Genomic DNA, 19,959 nt, shown 5'->3' with positions numbered 1-19,959 from the left:
CAGTGTTCTGATGTTTGTCAGCATGACGCGGTGTGTGCGTTCGACTCACGTGTTGTCCTTAGTCTTCTGCAGTTTTTACCTCCCATCAGTTTAAGGGTTGGGCTATCCAATACCTATTTGACCAGTCAAGTTTCGGATAATTGGCTGGTCCTCACCCAGCCCTAGTTCTAGCCGCGCATCGCGTCGGCGGGGCTCTTGCGGGATGCCACCCACGCCGGGTACGCCGAAGACACCAGACCAGTGAGGGCACCAACGCCCACGCCGAGCACCACGAATCCGGGTGAGAGAACCGCCTGCCAGCCCTGCACGAGCGAAAGAATAATCGTCGCAATCATGCCGGAGCAGGCACCGATGGAACCACCGAGCACGCCGAGCATGACGCCCTCCATGAGGAAGATGCGAGCAATCAGCCATTTACTCGATCCGATGGCGCGGCGCAGCGCAATCTCTGCGGTGCGCGATTGCACGGACAGGTACATGGCGGTTGCCGCCGAGAGGGAGGCGAGCACCAGCAGAATACCGGAGAGCACACCCACGTACAGGCCCAGATCCGAGGCGATGGACGCGCGTAGGCTCTGCAGGTCGGAGGGGGTTTCCACGTTGATCTGGCTGGGTTCAGCGGGCTTGAGGGCCAGCGGAATGGCCTTGGCGACCGCTTTGCCGTAGCCTCGTTCGGTTTCAGCAATGTAGGTCACCTGGCCGCGTCCGGTGCGCTGAAGTGTGCCCGGCGAGACAATGACCGTGTTCCTAAATTCGTAGCCGCTATTGCCGGGGTCGAAGAGGCCGATGACCGGCATCAGCTGACCTTCCACCCAGATGCTCACACCGGGTGCCACCTGCGGCAGCCCGCCGAGCTTAATGCCGTAGTCGACGGCGGGTAGCTCGCCGGGCCTGGGCTCGGTTGTGGCGTTATCTGCAGCCTTATCTTCGGGGAGAATGCCGAGGGCGCGGGCAGCGGAGACCGAGACGATAGCGCCGGAGAGCTGCTCGGAGCGTTCACGGTCGGCAACGTTCTGCTGGGTGAGGGTCGAGTTCATCTGTTCGAGCGCACGCAGGGTTTCGGGGTTCATGCGGGCACCGATTTGCTCGAGCCGGGTCTTCGAGGTGGAGCTGAGGCCAATCGCCGTTTTGGGTTCGTCCTCGTAGGGGCTGAACCGGGTGATTCGCACGTCGGCGGGTGCCACGCTGCTGACGAATCCGGTGTTCTTCACGTAGTCCAGCGCGCTAATGCGGTCGGCAACATTCTGCGCGGATTCACCCTGCCGGTAGGTTCCGAGCATGTTCTGGTCATTGTCCCTGTCGCTGATGTAGAGCGTGGATTGTTCGGATCCGAGCAGGCGCTGGTTCACCTGGTAGCTGGCGGATTCGCTCATGCCGGAGGCGCTGATGAGTCCGCCCACGCCCAGCGCGAAGGACAGGCCCAGCAGCAGGGTGCGTAGCGGTCGTGAGGTGAGCGCCGAGATTGCCTCGATGCTGTCGTCGGTGAGGAAGCTTCCGCGGCGGTGCGTAGCGGGCTTCTCCCCCGGTGCGAGGCTGGCGGAGGCGTCTACCGGGGCACCTACCGTGGCTTCTGCCGGGGTATCCGTTGCAACCGGTGCAACCTCAGTACTCAGCACCTCAGCGACCGGCACCGTAGCCGAGTCGGCGCGGCTCTGCTCGTGTAGCCGCCCATCCTCAATGCGGATCACGCGGCGGGCAGCGGCGGCAACCTCCGGGTCGTGGGTAATCACCAGCACGGTACAGCCGGTCGCGTTAATGCGCTGAAGAATCTCAATGACCTTGGCGCTATTGTGGCTGTCCAGGTTGCCGGTAGGCTCGTCGGCAAGAATCAGAGGCGGGCGCGTGGCGAGGGCACGAGCAATGGCGCAGCGCTGCTTCTCGCCGCCGGAAAGGTAGCGGGTACGGATGCTTGCGCGGTCGCTCAACCCCAGAAATTCTAGGGTTTCTTCGGTGCGTTGCAGGCGCTCGCTGTAGGGTACGCCCTGCACGCGCAGACCCATGGAGGCGTTGGTCGTGCTGGTTTCGTCCAGCAGCATGTTTGAGGATTGGAAGATGAAGCCGAGGTGGTCTCGGCGCATTTCGTCGCGTTCTCTGTCGCTGAGTCCTTCCGTGTTTTTGCCGAAGAGGCTGTAGGTTCCGCTGGTGGGAGTGTCGAGCAGGCCAATGGCGTTGAGCAGGGTGGATTTACCGGAGCCCGACGGACCAATAATGGCGAGGAATTCGCCGCGTTCGACCACCAGGTCGAGGTGGTCGAGGACTGCTCGTTCGCTCCCCTCGAAGATGCGGGTAATGCCGTGCATTTCGATAGCGGGCGCGGTACCGAGCCCGGCGGCAGGTGTAGCGGCGGACGCTACGTTGGGCGCAATTGTAGGCGCACGTCCTGGGCTTGTGTCTGGGGTTATCTTACGGCGGCTCATGAGACAAGCACCTTCTGTCCCGTGCTGAGGTTCGCGTTGATAGCGGCGTATCCGCCGGCGGTGCGCAGAACCTCAACGTTGACTCGTTCGGTGGCGGGCGCATCCTTGCTGGTCGAGGTGGAGCTTCCGCCCTTTTCAACAAGCACGTAGGTGCCCTGGGAGTCCTGACGTACCGCGGTAGTCGGCACGGCGAGGGTGGTTGAGGTGTTGCCCTTACTGGTGATGGAGGCGCTCTGCCCCGGAGTGAGCTTGCTCGGGTCGTCGGCGCTGAATCGCACGCTCTTCGCCGCACCCTTGGAGGGGTCGTTCTGCAGCTCACCAATGCTGGTGATGGTGCCCTCCACGCTGCCGGTAGAAGTGCGCAGGCTAACGCGGTCGCCGGCCTTGAGCTTATTGGCAACGGAGAGCTCAACGCTGGATTCCACGTAGGGTTCGCTGGTTTCTACACTCGCGATGGGGTTGCCGTCGTTAATGAGCTGGCCGACTGCCGCAACTGCGGTGACGGTGTGGCTTCCGCCGGGCAGAATCGCGTAGTTGTTACGGGCAATGCTGGTGACCCCTTCGCTGGGCACGCCGGTCAGGTGAGCGCGGTGCAGGCGCGTGACGGCGTCGAGGGTGTCTTCGGTGACGGTGCCGCTCTGAGCGGTGGCGTACCCGGCGGAGTTCAGTGCCTTCTGGAAGGCGAGCACGTCGTCGCCGTTATCGCCCAGGTTGAGGTCGCGGTACAGCGGCAGCGGCCCTTCCAGCACGAAGACGGGGTCGGCGCCAATAATGCCGATGAAGTCACCGGCCTTGAGCACGTTACCGGGCTTCTGGTTCTGGTAGACGAGCACCGGCTCACCGTTGGTGCGCGCGCTAATCGGGGCGGTCTCTCCCGCCTTGGTGGTTCCGGCGATGGCGAGGCCCTCGCTGACGGTTCGTTCTTCAATCTTCGCCCAGACCGGGATCACGGTTTTCGCTTGCACGGTCGGGTCGGGGCCCGTGGCGGCGTAGCGGGTACCAAGGTAGAAGGACAGCATGAGCGAACCGATGGCGAGGATTGCCAGCAGCAGGAGCACGCGGGGTCGGGCGATGCGCTCGCTGAAGCGGTGCCCGCTGTTTTGGCTTTGGTTTTTCGTGTGAGTGGTCATGGCGGTGTCTTTCTGAACTGTGTCAGCGCTGTCTATTTCTTAGCGCCGTCTTTCGGTGCGCTGTCTTTTAGCGCCCCGGTTTACTGGTGCTCCAGAACGTACTGCTTGAACTTCTCGTCGCGGTCGCGGTCGGCTTGGCGCTCCTGTTCAAGCTGTGACTGGTGCTTGCGGATGAGCGGCATCTGGTACTGGGCTTCCAGGTCGTAGAGCTGCTGGGTCATGCCGACCTGCTGGTTACATTCAGCCTGGATGGTGGCGATGCGAATCTCTTCTTCGGAGGCGGGCTTGTTGAATCCGTCGTTCTTGCTCAGCTGCTCAGCCAGCGGGGTTTCCTCGGCGACGGAGCCTGCCGAGCGAGGGGTGAGGCCACGGTTTGAGACGCATTGCTTCCACTTCTCTTCGAGCTCGCGGTGCAGTTTGCTACCGTAAACGGCATTGCCCGCCTCGGTGGAGATACGACTGGATGTGGACTGCCCTCCATTCTCGGGCCTCTTACCTTCGGGCACCGCGGCCTCCAGGGTCTCGCGGGCCTTGGGGTAGCATTCGGTGCGAAGCTTGTCCTCGGGGCTCATGCTCTCCCCCGAGTTATAGGAGATGGGGGCGGCTGCGTTGTTGGGGTCTCGCTTCTGAAAGCCGTACTTCTGGGCGTACTCGACGTTCCAGGGACCGTACTTTCGTCCCAAATCACCGCGGGGTGCGCCCTCAGAGTAGGGAGCCTGGATGGTGTAGTTCTGCCCGTGTTCGGCAAAGCACTGCTTCATGGCAATCTGAAAGGCCGTGTACTCGTAGTTGGTGCGCTCGTAGTAGAGGTAATCGTCCAGAGGCATCTTCACGATGTCCTGTTCCGCATCAAAGACGGCGTGGACGCTTTCGTCGCGTTCCAGCGGCGGGTTGAAGAGCGAGCATGCGCTCAGCGGGAGCACGCCGATGGCCAGCAGGGCGCCCGTGGCGAGCAGGCGGCGGCGCGTGCCGGTACGAGGGGCAGTTCCGGTGCGGCGGTTGGGGGACTTCATCGTTGAACGCCTTTCATAAGAGTGAGTTGTACACCACATTACACGTTCTATGCCCTGTCGCGCTCGAATTTCGGGGGGGGTGTGCACCAAAAATTTTTGCGCACCCACTCATCTGCCGAGAACTGCAGCCTCTGCGGGAATATCCTCGCGGGTGCGGGCTACCCGCCGAGCCTGCGTCTCGGGTGGCCCGCACCATTACCGGTCTTTCCCCGGCATCAAAATTCGGTTTTAAAATCCGACGTCAAACCCGGTCGTGGACGCTCGGGTTACTGGTGCTCCAGAACGTACTGTTTGAACTTCTCGTCACGCTCACGTTCTGCCTTGCGTTCCTGCTCAAGCTGCGACTGGTACTTGCGGATGAGCGGCATCTGATACTGTGCCTCCAGGTCGTAGAGCTGCTGACTCATGCCGACCTGCTGGTTACATTCTGCCATGATGGTGGCGATACGAATCTCTTCTTCGGAGGCGGGCTCGTTGTAACCACCGTTCTTGCTCAGCTGCTCATTCAGCGGGCTTTCCTCGGCGACATAGCCTGCCTTATTGGGGGTGAGCCCCCGGTTTGAGACGCATTGCTTCCACTTCTCTTCGAGCTCGCGGTGCAGTTTGCTACCGTACACAGCGTTACCCGCCTCGGTAGAGATACGACTGTATGTGGACTGCACGTCATTCTCGGGCCTCTTACCTTCGGGCACCGCGGCCTCCAGGGTCTCGCGGGCCTTGTCATGACATTCGGTGCGAAGCTGCTCCTCGGGGCTCAAGCTCTCCGGTGAGCTAAAGGAGATGGGGGCGGCGTTGGGGTCTCGCTTCTGGAATCCGTACTTCTTGGCGTATTCGACGTTCCAGGGACCGTACTTTCGGCCAAAATCGCCACGCGGCGCACTCTCAGAGTCGGGAGCCGGGATGGTGTAGTTCTGCCCGTGTTCGGCGAAGCACTGCTTCATGGCAATCTGAAAGGCCGTGTATTCGTAATGAGTGCCCCCCTCGTAGTAGAGGTAATCGTCCAGGGGCATCTTCACGATGTCCTGTTCCGCATCAAAGATGGCGTGGACGCTTTCGTCGCGTTCCAGCGGCGGGTTGAAGAGCGAGCATGCGCTCAGGGGCATGATGCCGATACAGAACAGGGCACCCGTGGTGAGCAGGTGGCGGCTCATGCTGGCGCGAGGGCTAGTTCCGGTGCGAGGGTCGGCGGTGCGGCGGTTGGGGGACTTCATCGTTGAACGCCTTTCATAAGAGTGAGTTGTACACCACATTACACCTTTTACTCCCTGTCGCGCCCGAATTTCGGGGGGGGTGTGCACCAAAAATTTTTGCGCGCCCACCCGCCTGCCGCGAGCTGCATCCTCTGCGGGAATAGTCCCCTGCAGGAATAGTCCTCTGTGCGCCTACTCCTCTGTGTACCTGGTCCTCAGCGGGCATAGAAAAATCCCCCGAACTTCTCGAAAGAGAAATTCGGGGGATCCTTCAATCAGCTACATGCTACTTGGTCGGCAGTTCAGCCAGTTCGGTAGCGTCGTGAGCGTCGGGGATGTGATCCACGTGCAGACGCTTACGGAAGACCCAGTAGGTCCATGCCTGGTAGACGAAGACGACCGGCAGACCAAGGCAGGTCACGAAGGTCATAACGCCCAGGGTGTACTCGGAGCTGGATGCGTTCGCAATGGTGAGCGAGTATGCCGGGTCCAGGGTGGAGGGCAGAACGTTCGGGTACATTGCGGTGAAGATTGCCAGCGCGCCGAATGCGAGGAACACGGACAGACCAGCGAAAGCGCGACCCTCACGGCCACCCTTTGCGGAGATCCAAGCAATCAGAACGGCAACAACAGCCAGGATGGTGCACAGCCAGGAGACGCCGTTACCGGTGGTGAAGTCCAGTGCCAGAACCCATGCAACGATCGGCAGCAGCAGGACGGGAGACCAGCGTACCAGGGTGTTGCGGGCACGGTCACGGATGTCACCGTCGGTCTTCAGAGCGATGAAGGCAAGACCCTGAACCAGGGAGAAGCCAACGAAGCCCAGACCGCCGAGCAGAACCGGTAGGGAGACCCATGCGAAGGCGCCGCCGACGCGGTCACCATTGTCGTTGATGGGCAGGCCCATGGAGGTCAGGCCCAGCAGAGCACCGACGAGCAACGCGATGAAGAAGGAAGAAACAGACAGAGCGATGTTCCAGTTACGGATCCACTTCTCGTCGTTCTTCTTACCGCGGTATTCAATTGCGACCACGCGCAGAATCAGGAAGACCAGCGCGAGGGTCAGAGGAATGTACAGAGCCGAGAAGAGGGCTGCGTACCAGATGGGGAATGCTGCGAAGATAGCAGCACCGCCGGACACAATCCACACCTCGTTACCGTCCCAGACGGGGCCGATGATGTTCAGCAGCAGACGACGTTCCTTCTCGTTCTTGGTGAACTTGGAACCCATCAGCATACCGACGCCCAGGTCGAAGCCGTCGAGAATCAGGTACATGATGAGGAAGACGCCAATGGCGACAAACCAGAGGGTGGGCAGGCCAGGCTGACCGGCAAAGATATTGAAATCAAAGTTCATGGTGAATCAATCCTTACCCGCCTAGTAGGCGAACTCCAGCACATCGCGCTTGGACTTGTCGTTGGACTCGTCCTCGTGGTGCGACTGAACCAGCTCGGGCATTGCTGCCACAACACCGGCCTTGACGTACTTAATGAGCAGGTAAACCTCAACCACCATCAGCACACCGTAGAGCAGGCCCAGGGTGAGCAGGGAGAAGAGGATTTCTTCACCGGAAACACCCGGGGAGATAGCTGCTGCGGTGAACAGGTGGATCGAGGGATCACCCTGGAGGTTCGGAGCCACAACGAAGGGCTGGCGGCCCATTTCGGTGAAGATCCAGCCCAGTGCGATGCCAAAGAAGGGAGCCAGGATAGACCAGACAGCAACGTTCTTGAGCAGCTTGGACTCGGGGACGGTGCCTACGCCCTTCTTACGGGTTACCCACAGTGCGTAGATGTAGAAGGGCAGTACGATGCCGCCGAGGCCCATCATGCCGCGGAAGCCCCAGTAGGAGACCTCGAGGGAGGGCAGGTAGTCAATCTTCTGACCTGCGCGCTCACCGTAGAGCGGGTTGTTGGGCAGGTTGGTGCCGAACTTAGCTTCGTACTCGGGCAGCAGGGTCTGGATGCCCTTCACCGGGGTGTCGAAGTTGTCGTGTGCCAGGAAGGACAGCACGCCGGGAACCTCGATGACGGGGGTGATCTTGTCACAGCTCTGAGCGCCGAGCTCACCGACGGTCAGAACGGAGAAGGAGGTGCCGTCGTGGCACGCAGCTTCTGCAGCAGCCATCTTCATGGGCTGCTCGTGGATCATCATCTGTGCCTGAATGTGACCGGATGCGCCGATACCTGCGAAGGCGAGCAGGCCCACAACAGCGCCCAGGCGCAGGGACTTGAACCAGACCTGGAAGTCGGCCTTGTCGCGTGCGCCCTTGTCGGACTCACCAACAACAACCTTGCCGTCAACGACCTTGTCGATGCCGTCCTTGCGGCGACGCCACAGCTTGTACCAGGCAATACCGACCAGGAAGCCACCTGCAACCTGGATAGCGGAGGTGATGACGTGAGTGAAGGTCACCCATGCGAGGGGGTTCATCAGCACTGCGCCGATGTCGGTCATGCGGGGACGACCGTCAATCATTTCTGCACCGACGGGGTGCTGCATCCAGGAGTTTGCAACCAGAATGAAGAATGCAGAAATCCAGGAGCCGAGGACTGCCATGAACAGCGAGAATGCGTGTACAGCAGGCTTGAGGCGGTCCCAACCGAAGATCCACAGACCCAGGAAGGTCGACTCAACGAAGAAGGCGAAGAGGCCTTCCATTGCCAGCGGAGCGCCGAAGACGTCGCCGACGAAGCGGGAGTATTCACTCCACGCCATGCCGAACTGGAATTCCTGAACCAGACCGGTGGCCACACCCATTGCGAAGTTAATGAGGTACAGCTTGCCCCAGAACTTCGTCATGCGCTTGTATTCGTCCTTCTTGGTACGAACATAGCGAATGTACAGGTAGGTCACAACAAGGCCCAGACCCAGAGTCAGCGGAACCATGAAGAAGTGGTAGACGGTGGTAATACCGAACTGCCACCTACCAAAATCAAGGGGATCCATTGATAGGTCCTTACTATGTGTGTACTTAATGTGTGTTTGTGCCAGATTTCGGGTAGTCCGCCATCGATGGAGGGCATACGAGAGTTACTGACACACTGTCTCTCATGCTTCTAAGGTACAGGGTTTTCCTGAGGAGCTGTGAGTAGGCTGTGCATAGTATGGACGTTTATTGTTTGACGTTTCGCTAAAGGTACGTTGAACGTTATCCCCCACTGTGCGAGTGGATTGAGGGGCGAAACGCTGTGGTGCATTGCAGGGTTGCGAGGCAGTTTCGGAACCACGGTGAAACTTTGCATTTTTATATTATTTCTGCAAAATTTTGGTGACAGATTCCCGGAATATGACAGGTAGTTCAAGTAGTGCTCAAAGCTTAAATTTGCCTAAATTATACCGATTTTACTGAGATTTCCAAGAAATAGTGTGACTATTATCACGAAAAAATCATGAATTGTGACACGCCAGGCACCGCTCCCCCGCAAAGTGCCGCAAGCTACATATCGATGCTCTCAGTATCCAACTGATGAGCACCCGCAATGATGAACTCCTTACGCGGAGCCACCTCAGAACCCATCAACAGGGAGAACGCACGCTCGGCAGCCTCCGCATCCTCAATGCGAATACGGCGCAACATGCGATGACGCGGATCCATAGTGGTCTCAGCCAACTGGTCGGCGTCCATCTCACCCAGACCCTTATAACGCTGAATGGGTTCCTTATAGGACACGCCCTGCTCCTGCAAAGAATCCAGAAGCTCGTGCAGCTGCTTCTCCGAGTAGGTGTACACCATCTCGTTCGGCTTGCCGCGGCGCACCACCTCCACGCGGTGCAGGGGCGGGACCGCGGCGTACACGCGACCCGCCTCAATCAGCGGACGCATGTAACGGTAGAACAGGGTCAGCAGCAGGGTACGAATGTGGGCGCCATCCACGTCCGCATCGGTCATCATAATGACCTTACCGTAGCGAGCAGAGTCCAGATCAAAAGTACGGCCCGAGCCTGCACCGATGACCTGAATCAGCGCCGCACACTCAGCATTCGCGAGCACATCAGTCACCGAAGCACGCTGAGTGTTCAGGATCTTACCGCGAATCGGCAACAGAGCCTGATACGAAGAAGAACGCGCCAGACGCGCAGTACCCAGCGCCGAGTCACCCTCCACAATGAACAGCTCAGAATGCTCAACATTGGTCGAACGGCAATCCACCAGCTTAGTGGGCATGGACGAAGACTCCAGCGCGGTCTTACGGCGCTGAGTTTCCTTATGGATGCGCGCCGAGACGCGGGTCTTCATCTCAGAGACAACCTTCTCGCACAGAGCGGCCGCCTGAGCCTTCTCCGCACGGGCGGTCGACTCCAGGCGAGCCTTCAGCGCATCACCCACAACCTTCGACACAATCTGGCGAACCGCCGGGGTACCCAGAATCTCCTTGGTCTGACCCTCAAACTGCGGCTCGGCAAGACGCACGGTCAGCACGGCGGTCAAGCCGGCGAGCACGTCGTCCTTCTCAATCTTGTCGTTACCCACCTTGTACTTGCGGGCATTATCGGCAAGGTGCTTGCGCATCACGCGCAGCAGGCCCTGCTCAAAACCGGTCGTGTGAGTACCGCCCTTGGGGGTGGCAATAATATTCACGAAGCTGCGGACCGTCGTCTCATAGCCAATACCCCAGCGCAGCGCAACGTCCACTTCACAATCGCGCTCCACGTCGGTCAGCTGCGAGCGGCCGTCCTCACCCAGCACCGGCACGGTCTCGGTGAAAGAGCCGCTGCCGCTAAAACGCCAGGTGTCGGTAATACGCTCATCATGCGCCAGAAACTCGACGAACTCGCTAATGCCGCCGTCGTACTGGAAAACTTCCTCGTGGGGCTCCAATTCGCCGGGGGTGCCGGGCAGGCGGCGCTCATCGCGGATGCAAATACGCAGACCCGGAATGAGGAACGCGGTCTGGCGCGCACGAGCAGCCAAGTCCTCATAGCTGAACTTAGCGTCGGGGGTGAAAATCTGCGGGTCAGCCCAATAGCGCACACGGGTGCCGGTCACGCCGCGCTTAGCGCGACCCACAACCTGCAGAGCATCAGTGCCCTCGGTTGCGGGAGTGAACGGATCTTCGGGCTTGGGGGTGCGGCCGGACTCGAAGAATCCGGGAATGCCGTGACGGAAGGACATCTGGTAGGTCTTCGAGCCACGGTCCACCTGCACATCCAGACGGGAAGACAGCGCGTTCACCACGGAAGCACCCACACCGTGCAAACCACCGGACGCATTATAGGAGCCGCCGCCAAACTTACCGCCGGCGTGCAGCTTAGTGAACACGACCTCCACACCGGACAGGCCGGTACGCGGCTCAATGTCGGTGGGGATACCACGGCCATCATCGCGCACCTCAACCGAACCGTCACGGTACAGAATAACCTGAATGGACTGGCCGAAACCGGCGAGCGCCTCATCCACCGAGTTGTCGATAATCTCCCAGAGGCAGTGCATCAGGCCGCGCGAGTCGGTGGAGCCAATGTACATGCCCGGGCGTTTGCGTACAGCTTCCAGACCTTCCAGCACGGAGAGGTGACGGGCGGTGTAGTTCGAAGACGCCACGGGAATCCTTTCGGGTGAATATGTCTGCGGTGGTGAACGCGTGCCACCGGGCGGAGTGCGAGTCCGGCTCAAGTGCTACGGGGGCAGAACGACTGCGGGGCACGACGCGTGTCGTGCCCCGCAGAGCGTTCAACGTTCGGAACTCTATTCTAGCGTGGCTTGGGGAAAAGAGTGATTATGACAGTCACCGCTAATGCGCTGCTCTGCTCCCACGTTCCTTCCCCTAGTGCGCCTCACCCGAGGCACGCGAGGAGCTCTCGTGACGGTTCGTGACCATGATATTGGACTTGAAGTAGAACTCTTCGGGAAGCTCATTCGTAACCGGGCCGTGAGGGAATTCGCTGAGCTTCGGCACGAAGTACCAGTCCATCAGCTCGCCGCTGCTCTGTTTGAGGACGCGGCGTTCCCTCATGGCGTGGCGTACCTTGCGGCGCAGGCGCGGGCTGTCTTTTAGGGTGCTGGTGAAGACCCACGGAGTCTCGTAACCCTCGGTGATCATGCCGAAGGTGATGCGCAGGTTGCCGTTCTCGTCGGCGTCCATCGTGAAGTCGCCGTCTGCGATATCGGTGAAGGCGAGCATCCAGCTGTGTCGGCGTTCGTAGCTTTCGCGGGTGGTCTGCAGCGCCGCAATGATGCGGTGGTCGATCAGCAGCTCCACCTTGCGTTCGGTGATTTCGCCCAGACGAGCGTAGGAGCCGAAGGCGCGGTTGGCGCCGCTGCGGCGAGGCCACTTCGTCACCGCACCGTGCGGCACCTCCCCCGCAAAGGTAAAGGGGCCCGTCATGGTGCCGGGCAGACGCAGACGCTCAAACGGAGCAGTCGGCAGGAAGGTCGTCAGCAGCTGATCGGAGCTGACCGACTTACCCCAGCGCGCCATCTCAAAAATGGTCGGTTCAGGGCCTACAGGGTAGATATGCGGCATCTTGCGACCGAACTCGTCAAAGCCCTCAATAAACTCACCGTTGGAGCTGTACCCGGGCATGGTCGCACCGAGCGGGCGAGTCCACGACCCCGAATACGGCTTGGTCAGATGCGGGTTCTCCACCGGCAGGATGCTGGTGCGAGCACCCAGGTAGGCGGGCATGCGCGAGAGGTTACGCCAGGCGAACTTCGCGGCAACCGCCTCGCGCCACCACATCGGGCGTTTGCCCGGGGTCTGCCCGCCCAGGCAGTGCATGAGCAACCAGAATCCAGCCCAGCCGAGGCACCCTACGGCAACCACGCAGAAAATAATCGTCAGCACAGTGTGCAGGGTTCCGGTCGCCCAGATATTCGTGGCGATCAGAGCCATGAACGCCACCCACGCCGCCATGACGTACGGGCCGAGCGTAATCATCGGATCGACCACCTTCACGGCGGCAATGACGCGGCGGTTCAGTCCGTGCCACACGTAGGAGTACGCCCAGCAGCCGGCGGCAAGGGCGAGTGCCATCAGCAGAAGAAGGATGAGCATCGGTGTGTCTCTTTCGCTGCAGGTTTTTCTACCGCGGTCGGTGACAGCAAGCGTCGGACAGATGCCCCGCTGAAAGGCTCTTCAATAGCAAAACTCGTCTGCCGAAGGTACCTTCAGCAGACGAGTTTCTTTGGTGTCACTAACCTTGAGGTAAAGCTTCTCTACCTATTGTGCCTTTAATTGGTATCCCTGTGGGGGATTTTAGGGGGATGCACGAAAAAATCGTACCCAACCCCGCCTTTTCACCCATCAGACAGGCACCGTAAGTATGCTCTGGCGCCTCAGCGACGGTTTTAGACAGAGGTTTTAGACAGCGGTTTTAGGAGGTCAGCGCAGCAGCAATCTGAGGAATCAGCGCTTCAAAAGCACGCGCACGGTGGCTAATCGAGTTCTTAATATCGGCGGGAATCTCAGCGCAAGACTTGCCAGCGTACTGACCCTCGTACAGGGCGTTCTCACCGTTCAACTCCATGGGGCGCAGAATCGGGTCGTAACCGAAGCCGCCCTCCCCCGCCGGTGCGGTCAGCAGCTCACCGGGCAGCTCGCCGTACTCGACCGCCTCAAAACCGCTCGGGGCGGCAACCGAGGCCGCGCAGCAGAACTTCGCGCCGCGGTGCTCGGCAGAAATATCGCTCAGCTGAGCCAGCAGCAGGTTCAGGTTCGCGGTGTCATCGCCGTGGCTACCCGCCCAGCGCGCCGAGAAAATGCCGGGAGCGCCGTTGAGCACATCCACCGACAGGCCGGAATCGTCAGCAATAGCGATCAGCCCGGTTGCCTCGGCAACAGCGCGCGCCTTCAGCAGGGAGTTCTCAGCGAAGGTCACGCCGGTCTCGGGAACGTCGGGTGCGTTCACGCTGGAGGCGTCAACCACCTGGGTGTCAACGTCCAGGCCGTCAATGCGTCCGCGCAGAATTTCGCGCAGTTCCTTGAGCTTGCCCTTATTGTGGCTTGCCAGAACAATCTTTGCGTCTGCCATAGTTTCTCCTTGTCGACGGAACTAGTTACTGGGACGGGTTAGTGTGCCAGTGCTTCACGCTGAATCTGAGCCAGCTCTGCGGTGCCTTCCAGCGCCAGGTCGAGCAGGCTGTTGAGCTCATCGCGGTCGAAAGGCGCGCCCTCGGCGGTGCCCTGAACCTCAACGAACTTGCCGCTGCCGGTGACGACCACGTTCATGTCGGTCTCGGCGCGAACGTCCTCGGTGTAGGGCAGGTCCAGCATGGGGGTGCCATCAATAATGCCCACCGAAATTGCGGACACCGAATCGATCAGCGGGTTCGCCTTAGCGGGCAGAATCTTCTGCTCCTTCGCCCAGGTAATAGCGTCAGCCAGCGCCACGTACGCACCGGTAATGGAGGCGGTGCGGGTGCCGCCGTCAGCCTGCAGAACGTCGCAGTCGAGCACGATGGTGTTCTCGCCCAGCTCGTCCATGTTGATGACCGCGCGCAGGGAGCGACCAATCAGACGGGAAATCTCGTGGGTGCGACCGCCCACGCGACCCTTCAGCGACTCACGAGAAGAACGGGTATTGGTGGCGCGCGGCAGCATCGCGTACTCGGCGGTCACCCAGCCCTTACCTTCGCCCTTGAGCCAGCGCGGCACGCCCTCGGTGAAGGATGCGGTGCACAGCACGCGGGTGTTGCCGAACTCGATGAGGGCGGAACCCTCAGCGTTGCGGGACCAGCCGCGGGTAATGGTGATGGGGCGCAGCTCGTTGAGTGCGCGGCCGTCTTCGCGGGTTGCAGTCATGGGTTCTCCTTAGGTCTGTCTGTTGGTTCTGTGTTAGTAGTCTTAGTGCTGGTGTGAAAAGGCGTGTACGGGGTTCTTACACCTAGTCCAGCTCGGGTTTAGCCTAGTCCAACTCAGGCTTGGGCAGGGCAATCGCGGTGTTCAGCGGCGGGTCGAGCACCTCCACCACGTTCAGGGTGGACGTGACCGGGTGAGCCTCCGTCGGGCGCGGGTAGATGCGGTAGCTTGCCGCCATTTCGGCAATGCCGACCGGGCCAGAGAAAGCACTGCGCGCCTCCGCGCGGGCGATGTCCGGGTCGTTCCACACGGGCAGGTGGGTTAGTAGCAGGTTACGCACGCCCGCCTCCGTGGCGGCTTCGCCGGCGCGCTTGCCGGTCAGGTGAATACCGCGCAGGGCGTCGTCGCGACCCTCCTGGTAGGCTGCCTCGCAGAGGAACAGGTCAGCACCGCGCGCAGCCTTGACCAGGCCCTCGCACAGGTCGGTATCGCCCGAGTACGAGAACACGGTGTGGCCCTCGCGGTCATTGCAGGTGATGCGCAGCGCGTACGGGTCCTTCGAGGGGTGAACCACACGGAACGGCTCCACGCGGAAGGGACCAATCTGCACGGGCTCACCCTCAGTCCAGGTGTGGTACTCAAACTCGGTGCTCATGCCCGGATCCGGGTCCAGGCCGTGAGTCGCCGAAAGGTACTCGTTAATCGCGGCGGGACCGTACAGCGGAATGCGGCCCTTGGGCCAGCCGCGCGGATCCCACTTGACCGCCACGTGCAGACCGGACAGGTCGATGCAGTGGTCCGGGTGCAGGTGCGAAATCAGAATCGCGTCGATATCGCTCAGATCGATATGGCGCTGGAGCATGCCGAGGGAGCCGTTGCCCATGTCCATGATGATGCGCCAGGTTCGACCCGCGAAGTCCGTGGCGGTGAGCATGTAGCAACTAGCCGGTGAGACGGGGCCGGGAAAAGAGCCCGTGCAACCGATAACGGTTAGACGCATGAGGTGTCGTCCTTAGGGGTGGTGCCGGAAAATTCGGTGCCCGCGACAGTGTGTGCTGCCTCTGCAGGATCTGCCGATTCGTTGATGGTGATGTTGCGGTGTGCCGCAAGCATTTCGGGGGTGAGTGCCGCCAGCGAGCCAGTCGGATAGCGTTCCGCCACGGAACTGGTGTGGCGCACGTTGGTGACCTCGGGGCCGAGGAAGCGGCGTGCCAGCTGCGAGAACGTCTCAGATTCGCCGGTGGCGAGGAATTCGTGGTGCGGGTTTTCCGTGGGGACCGGGCTTTCAATGGCGTGGTTGAGCAGTTCGCGGTACACGTCCTTCGCGGTCTCATCCGCGGAGGAAACCAGGGTGACGTCCTCACCCATAATGTAGGAAATCACGCCGGCCAGCAGCGGGTAGTGGGTACAGCCGAGCACGAGGGTGTCCACGCCGGCATCCTTGAGCGGCTGCAGGTACTCGCGGGCGGTCTCCAGCAGCTCGGGGCCGGAGGTAATGCCCTTCTCCACGAACTCCACGAAGCGCGGGCACGCCACCGAGTGCACCTCAAGGTTCGGGGTAATCGCGAAAGTGTCCTCGTAGGCGCGGGAGGTGACGGTCGCCTCGGTCGCAATCACGCCGATCTTGCGGTTGCGGGTTGCGGCGAGCGCACGGCGGGCGGCGGGCTGAATCACCTCGATGACGGGGATGCCGTACTGGCGGGTGTAGCGTTCGCGGGCGTCGCGGAGCACCGCTGCGGAGGCGGTGTTGCAGGCAATGACGAGCATTTTCACGCCGGAGTCGACGAGTTCGTCCATGATGCGCAGGGCGTTGGCGCGTACTTCTGCGATTTTGAGGGGGCCGTAGGGGCCGTGGGCGGTGTCGCCGACGTAAATGATGCGTTCGTGAGGCAGCTGGTCCATGATGGCGCGTGCCACGGTGAGTCCGCCAACGCCGGAGTCGAAGACGCCGATGGGTGCCGCGGCGGTGGGGCCTACGGGCGCGGGGCTTCCCCAGGGGGTGCGGGCACGGTAGGGATTTGTTGCGTCGATGCTGTCACTCATGTGTCACCTACACTTCGTTATCGGTCGGGTACCACGTTCTATGCTAACTCGCTAAGGTTACCCTTTTAGTCCGTTGAGCGGTTAGATGAGTCGAGAACCACCATTATGTGGTTGTATATGACGATAGTTTGAAGGGGAATTTGAAAAATTCGTTCTATTCTTGCTCGTTTGCCCCGCCATTTGCCCCGCCAAATACTCCGCCGGACTTTTCCTCTTCTTCGTCGTCCAGCCCGTCGAGCATGGCGAGCATGAGCGAGTCCTGAACCCAGGAGACAAAGTTGTACACCACAGCCATGTATTCTTCTTGGGTCTCGATCTCGGAAGGGTCGGTGAACGCCGCAATATCTTCTGCGGTGTCTTCGTCCACGATGTAGAGGCGGTCGGCGAGCACCAGGCGGATATCGCCGAGCGCGGCGGCCCAGGCGCGGGCGTGCTCCTCGTTCAGGCGCAGGTCGCTGGACTCAATGTCGAAGGCGAGCATAGCGAGGTTCGCGCGTTTGGTTTCGCGCAGGTCGCGTTCGGTGTAGCGGCGGTATTCGGCGGCGGCCTCGTCGTCGCTGCTTGCGGCGGGGAGCAGGCGTGCTACGGCACTGTCGGCGGGAATGGTGGGGTTTTCGGTGATGCCGACCAGCGCCTCCAGCGGGTCGACGGTGCCGCCGTCAGCGGTGGTATCTGCCGGGCGCAGTAGCGCGCGCACGTCTTCGGCAAGTTCACGGATCAGATCGCGTTCGGCGGGTTCGAAGGAGGCGGTGTAGCCTCCGGGGGTGCGGCGGAAGGGTCGCGCCATTAGTTTTCTACTTTCTCGAAGGTTGCCAGCAGACCCCAGGCGTGCATTGCCTGGGTGTGTTTTTCGGCGTCTTCGCGCGAGCCGGTGAAGACGATTGCCTTGCCGTTGTTGTGTACCTGCAGCATGAGCTCTTCTGCGCGGGCGCGGGAGTAGCCAAAGTGGCTACGGAAGACGTAGGACACGTAGGTCATGAGGTTGACGGGGTCGTTCCAGACAATGACTTTCCAGGGGGTGTCTGTGGCGAGGATGTTCTCCAGGGCGGTGTCGAGGTCGGTGTCCTCGAGGGTTCCGGTGGAGAGAGTCACGGCGGTAGTGTTCATTGGTTTCCTTTGCGGCCGGTTCCCTTTGATTATACGGGCGGGTATGTGTTGCCCCTGTGTAGCTCCAGTGTTGCTCCGGTGTTCATCCTGCGCTACTGCGGTGTTTGTCCTGCGTTGCTCCCGCACAGAGTGCTGGTAATTTGTCATACTACAGCACTTAGAGTCAAGAATACTTTATGTAGTGATTGACACGCCGACTCAAGAGGAAAAATACCCTAATCCCCCACTACAATAAACACATGGCTACTACTTCCCTTCTCACCGACCACTACGAACTGACCATGCTCCAGGCGGCACTCGCCTCCGGCGCAGCCAACCGTAAGTGCACCTTCGAAGTCTTCACCCGCCGCCTGCCCGCAGGCCGCCGCTACGGCGTCCTCGCAGGCACCGGCCGATTCCTCGAAGGCCTCGCAAACTTCCGCTTCAACGACGAAGAACTCTCCTTCCTCTCCTCCCGCAACATCGTCAACAAAGAAACCCTCTCCTACCTCGAATCCTTCACCTTCAGCGGCAACATCCGCGGCTACGCAGAAGGTGAAGCATTCTTCCCCCACTCCCCCGTCATGCAGGTCGAAGGCACCTTCGCCGAAGCATGCGTCCTCGAAACCTACCTGCTGTCCATCCTGAACTTTGACTCCGCCGTGGCGAGCGCCGCCTCCCGCATGAGCGCAGCCGCTGGCAACCGCCCCTGCCTCGAAATGGGTTCGCGCCGCGCCCACGAACGCGCCGCCGTCTCCGCCGCACGCGCCGCCGTGATTGCCGGCTTCGCGGGCACCTCCAACCTGGAGGCTGGCCTGCGCTACGGCCTGCACACCATCGGCACCAGCGCCCACGCGTTCACCCTGCTGCACGACAGCGAGCGTGAAGCGTTCGAGGCGCAGCTACGTTCCCTCGGTGCCCGCACCACCCTGCTCGTCGACACCTACAACGTGGACGACGCGGTCCGCCTCGGCGTGGAACTCGCGGGCGAAGAGCTTGGCGGCGTGCGCCTGGACTCCGGCGACCTGGTCGCCACCGCGGCACGTGTGCGTGAACTGCTCGACTCGCTCGGCAACACCCACACCAAGATCACCGTCACCAGCGACCTGGACGAGTACGCCATCGCATCCCTGGCGGCAGCACCCGTGGACTCCTACGGCGTGGGCACCAAGCTTGTCACCGGTTCCGGCGCGCCGACTTCCTCCATGGTGTACAAGGTTGTTGAGCGTGAGAACTCTGCCGGTGAAATGCAGCCGGTCGCTAAGGCGTCTGCTGGCAAGGCGTCCATCGGTGGCGCCAAGCGTGCGGCCCGCCGCCTCAACGGCATGGGCATTGCGACCGCCGAGGTTCTGGGCACCCACGAGGATCCGAACCTGCTCGAAGACACCCGCCCGCTCATGGTGGACTTCGTCCGCAACGGCGAGCTACTCCCCGGCTTCACCGGTGAGGAAGGCGTGCGCCGCGCAACCGCCCGCCACGCAGCATCCCTGGCTGAGCTTCCCGAAGCTGCCCACCGCCTCTCGGAGGGTGAGCCGATCATTCCGACCGAATTCATCTAAACCACCCTTCTGAGATACTGTTTTCACTCGGCGAATTTCACTCGGCGAATCAGAGTGAAAACTCATTCCTATTTGTAAAGGACAGACATGTCTAAGGCACTGATTATTGTTGACGTGCAGAACGATTTCTGCGCCGGCGGCGCCCTCGCCACCGAGCGCGGTGCGGACGTTGCCGCGCTGATTAGCGAATACGTGGAGAACAACCACCACCGCTACGACGCGATTGTCGCCACCCAGGACTGGCACATTGAGCCGGGTTCGCACTTCTCTGAGACCCCCGACTACGTTGACTCCTGGCCGGTGCACTGCGTGGCGAAGAGCGAAGGCGCGCAGATTCACGAGAACCTGGACACCGACTACATTGAGGCGTACTTCCGTAAGGGCCGCTTCGAGGCAGCGTACTCGGGTTTTGAGGGTCTTCTCGCTCCCGAGGATGAGGTCGCAACCGGCGAGCACGAGCCTGGTGCGGATGCGTCTGAGGACGGCCCGCAGACTCCCCTGTCGGAGTGGCTGGATGAGCGCGGTATCGAGTTCGTCGATGTTGTCGGTATCGCCACCGATTACTGTGTGGCGGCTACCGCTCGCGATGCGGTCGATGCAGGCTACGAGACTCGCGTTCTGGTTGACCTGACCGCGCCCGTGCACGAGGACAAGCTCGACGACGTGGTTGCCGAGCTTGAAGATGAGGGCGTCGAAGTGGTTGAGGTTCTCTAACCTCCACTATCACTGTAGATAACTCGCCATTTCAAGCGGGCGTTGAATATACAGAGACGTTGAATACA

The 19,959-nt window shown here is 61.0% G+C and carries 16 protein-coding genes; 2 read left to right on the top strand and 14 right to left on the bottom strand.

Annotation, left to right across the window (positions count from 1 at the left end; translation table 11 throughout):
* Positions 1-167: 167 nt before the first annotated feature.
* The 14 genes from O3675_RS00080 to clpS form a co-directional block, all read right to left on the bottom strand.
* Positions 168-2,417 (bottom strand): ATP-binding cassette domain-containing protein, encoded by a 2,250-nt coding sequence (locus O3675_RS00080; protein ID WP_371570120.1) that lies wholly within the window; start codon positions 2,415-2,417, stop codon positions 168-170.
* Positions 2,414-3,547: an efflux RND transporter periplasmic adaptor subunit gene (locus O3675_RS00075; RefSeq protein WP_371570118.1), complete on the bottom strand. Its 1,134-nt coding sequence runs from the start codon at positions 3,545-3,547 to the stop codon at positions 2,414-2,416. Before O3675_RS00075 ends, O3675_RS00080 begins: the two co-directional genes overlap by 4 nt.
* Before the next feature lie 80 nt (positions 3,548-3,627).
* Positions 3,628-4,560, bottom strand: coding sequence for a multidrug transporter (locus O3675_RS00070; protein ID WP_371570116.1), 933 nt, complete (start codon positions 4,558-4,560; stop codon positions 3,628-3,630).
* Positions 4,561-4,826: 266 nt separating this feature from the next.
* Complete coding sequence (locus tag O3675_RS00065) at positions 4,827-5,771, bottom strand: multidrug transporter (protein WP_371570113.1); 945 nt, start codon at positions 5,769-5,771, stop codon at positions 4,827-4,829.
* A gap of 265 nt (positions 5,772-6,036) precedes the next feature.
* Entirely contained in the window at positions 6,037-7,107 is a 1,071-nt protein-coding gene (gene cydB / locus O3675_RS00060) for a cytochrome d ubiquinol oxidase subunit II (protein WP_294645592.1), read from the bottom strand.
* Between the two features lie 21 nt (positions 7,108-7,128).
* A complete protein-coding gene (locus O3675_RS00055; RefSeq protein ID WP_371570110.1) occupies positions 7,129-8,700 on the bottom strand; it encodes a cytochrome ubiquinol oxidase subunit I in 1,572 nt (523 codons plus the stop codon).
* Between the two features lie 490 nt (positions 8,701-9,190).
* On the bottom strand, positions 9,191-11,293 hold the full coding sequence (locus O3675_RS00050) for a type IIA DNA topoisomerase subunit B (RefSeq protein WP_371570107.1): 2,103 nt from the start codon (positions 11,291-11,293) through the stop codon (positions 9,191-9,193).
* A 223-nt stretch (positions 11,294-11,516) separates the two neighbouring features.
* On the bottom strand, positions 11,517-12,746 hold the full coding sequence (locus O3675_RS00045; RefSeq protein WP_371570105.1) for a peptidase E: 1,230 nt from the start codon (positions 12,744-12,746) through the stop codon (positions 11,517-11,519).
* A 319-nt stretch (positions 12,747-13,065) separates the two neighbouring features.
* Complete coding sequence (locus tag O3675_RS00040) at positions 13,066-13,722, bottom strand: non-canonical purine NTP pyrophosphatase (protein ID WP_070847442.1); 657 nt, start codon at positions 13,720-13,722, stop codon at positions 13,066-13,068.
* Between the two features lie 38 nt (positions 13,723-13,760).
* Complete coding sequence (gene rph, locus O3675_RS00035; RefSeq protein ID WP_049359116.1) at positions 13,761-14,492, bottom strand: ribonuclease PH; 732 nt, start codon at positions 14,490-14,492, stop codon at positions 13,761-13,763.
* Positions 14,493-14,595: 103 nt separating this feature from the next.
* Entirely contained in the window at positions 14,596-15,489 is an 894-nt protein-coding gene (locus O3675_RS00030; protein ID WP_005507828.1) for an MBL fold metallo-hydrolase, read from the bottom strand.
* Entirely contained in the window at positions 15,480-16,532 is a 1,053-nt protein-coding gene (murI, locus tag O3675_RS00025) for a glutamate racemase (protein WP_371570102.1), read from the bottom strand. The genes O3675_RS00030 and murI overlap by 10 nt, the downstream gene beginning before the upstream one ends.
* A 154-nt stretch (positions 16,533-16,686) precedes the next feature.
* Positions 16,687-17,319 (bottom strand): DUF2017 domain-containing protein, encoded by a 633-nt coding sequence (locus tag O3675_RS00020; RefSeq protein ID WP_371570100.1) that lies wholly within the window; start codon positions 17,317-17,319, stop codon positions 16,687-16,689.
* Positions 17,319-17,639, bottom strand: a complete 321-nt coding sequence (clpS, locus tag O3675_RS00015; RefSeq protein ID WP_005507825.1) for an ATP-dependent Clp protease adapter ClpS — start codon at positions 17,637-17,639, stop codon at positions 17,319-17,321. Before clpS ends, O3675_RS00020 begins: the two co-directional genes overlap by 1 nt.
* Positions 17,640-17,878: 239 nt before the next feature.
* Between clpS and O3675_RS00010 the strand changes: the two genes are divergently transcribed.
* Positions 17,879-19,177 carry a nicotinate phosphoribosyltransferase gene (locus tag O3675_RS00010; protein ID WP_371570098.1) on the top strand — a complete coding sequence of 433 codons (1,299 nt, stop codon included), beginning with the start codon at positions 17,879-17,881 and terminating at the stop codon, positions 19,175-19,177.
* A gap of 87 nt (positions 19,178-19,264) precedes the next feature.
* Positions 19,265-19,891: an isochorismatase family protein gene (locus O3675_RS00005; protein ID WP_049340638.1), complete on the top strand. Its 627-nt coding sequence runs from the start codon at positions 19,265-19,267 to the stop codon at positions 19,889-19,891.
* Positions 19,892-19,959 lie beyond the last annotated feature (68 nt).

The sequence above is a fragment of the Rothia sp. 27098_8_27 genome (assembly GCF_041432805.1).
In the GTDB taxonomy this organism is placed as follows: domain Bacteria; phylum Actinomycetota; class Actinomycetes; order Actinomycetales; family Micrococcaceae; genus Rothia; species Rothia mucilaginosa.
Note: the sequence above shows the minus strand (reverse complement) of the source record. Positions and strands in the feature narration are given on the sequence as shown.

Excerpts from the sequence above, each read along its gene's own strand:
- rph (WP_049359116.1), bottom strand. The coding sequence starts at position 14,492 with ATGACTGCAACCCGCGAAGACGGCCGCGCACTCAACGAGCTGCGCCCC.
- O3675_RS00045 (WP_371570105.1), bottom strand. The coding sequence starts at position 12,746 with ATGCTCATCCTTCTTCTGCTGATGGCACTCGCCCTTGCCGCCGGCTGC.
- O3675_RS00020 (WP_371570100.1), bottom strand. The coding sequence starts at position 17,319 with ATGGCGCGACCCTTCCGCCGCACCCCCGGAGGCTACACCGCCTCCTTC.
- O3675_RS00010 (WP_371570098.1), top strand. The coding sequence starts at position 17,879 with ATGGCTACTACTTCCCTTCTCACCGACCACTACGAACTGACCATGCTC.
- O3675_RS00075 (WP_371570118.1), bottom strand. The coding sequence starts at position 3,547 with ATGACCACTCACACGAAAAACCAAAGCCAAAACAGCGGGCACCGCTTC.
- O3675_RS00065 (WP_371570113.1), bottom strand. The coding sequence starts at position 5,771 with ATGAAGTCCCCCAACCGCCGCACCGCCGACCCTCGCACCGGAACTAGC.
- O3675_RS00030 (WP_005507828.1), bottom strand. The coding sequence starts at position 15,489 with ATGCGTCTAACCGTTATCGGTTGCACGGGCTCTTTTCCCGGCCCCGTC.
- clpS (WP_005507825.1), bottom strand. The coding sequence starts at position 17,639 with ATGAACACTACCGCCGTGACTCTCTCCACCGGAACCCTCGAGGACACC.
- cydB (WP_294645592.1), bottom strand. The coding sequence starts at position 7,107 with ATGAACTTTGATTTCAATATCTTTGCCGGTCAGCCTGGCCTGCCCACC.
- O3675_RS00005 (WP_049340638.1), top strand. The coding sequence starts at position 19,265 with ATGTCTAAGGCACTGATTATTGTTGACGTGCAGAACGATTTCTGCGCC.
- O3675_RS00070 (WP_371570116.1), bottom strand. The coding sequence starts at position 4,560 with ATGAAGTCCCCCAACCGCCGCACCGGAACTGCCCCTCGTACCGGCACG.
- O3675_RS00080 (WP_371570120.1), bottom strand. The coding sequence starts at position 2,417 with ATGAGCCGCCGTAAGATAACCCCAGACACAAGCCCAGGACGTGCGCCT.
- O3675_RS00040 (WP_070847442.1), bottom strand. The coding sequence starts at position 13,722 with ATGGCAGACGCAAAGATTGTTCTGGCAAGCCACAATAAGGGCAAGCTC.
- murI (WP_371570102.1), bottom strand. The coding sequence starts at position 16,532 with ATGAGTGACAGCATCGACGCAACAAATCCCTACCGTGCCCGCACCCCC.
- O3675_RS00055 (WP_371570110.1), bottom strand. The coding sequence starts at position 8,700 with ATGGATCCCCTTGATTTTGGTAGGTGGCAGTTCGGTATTACCACCGTC.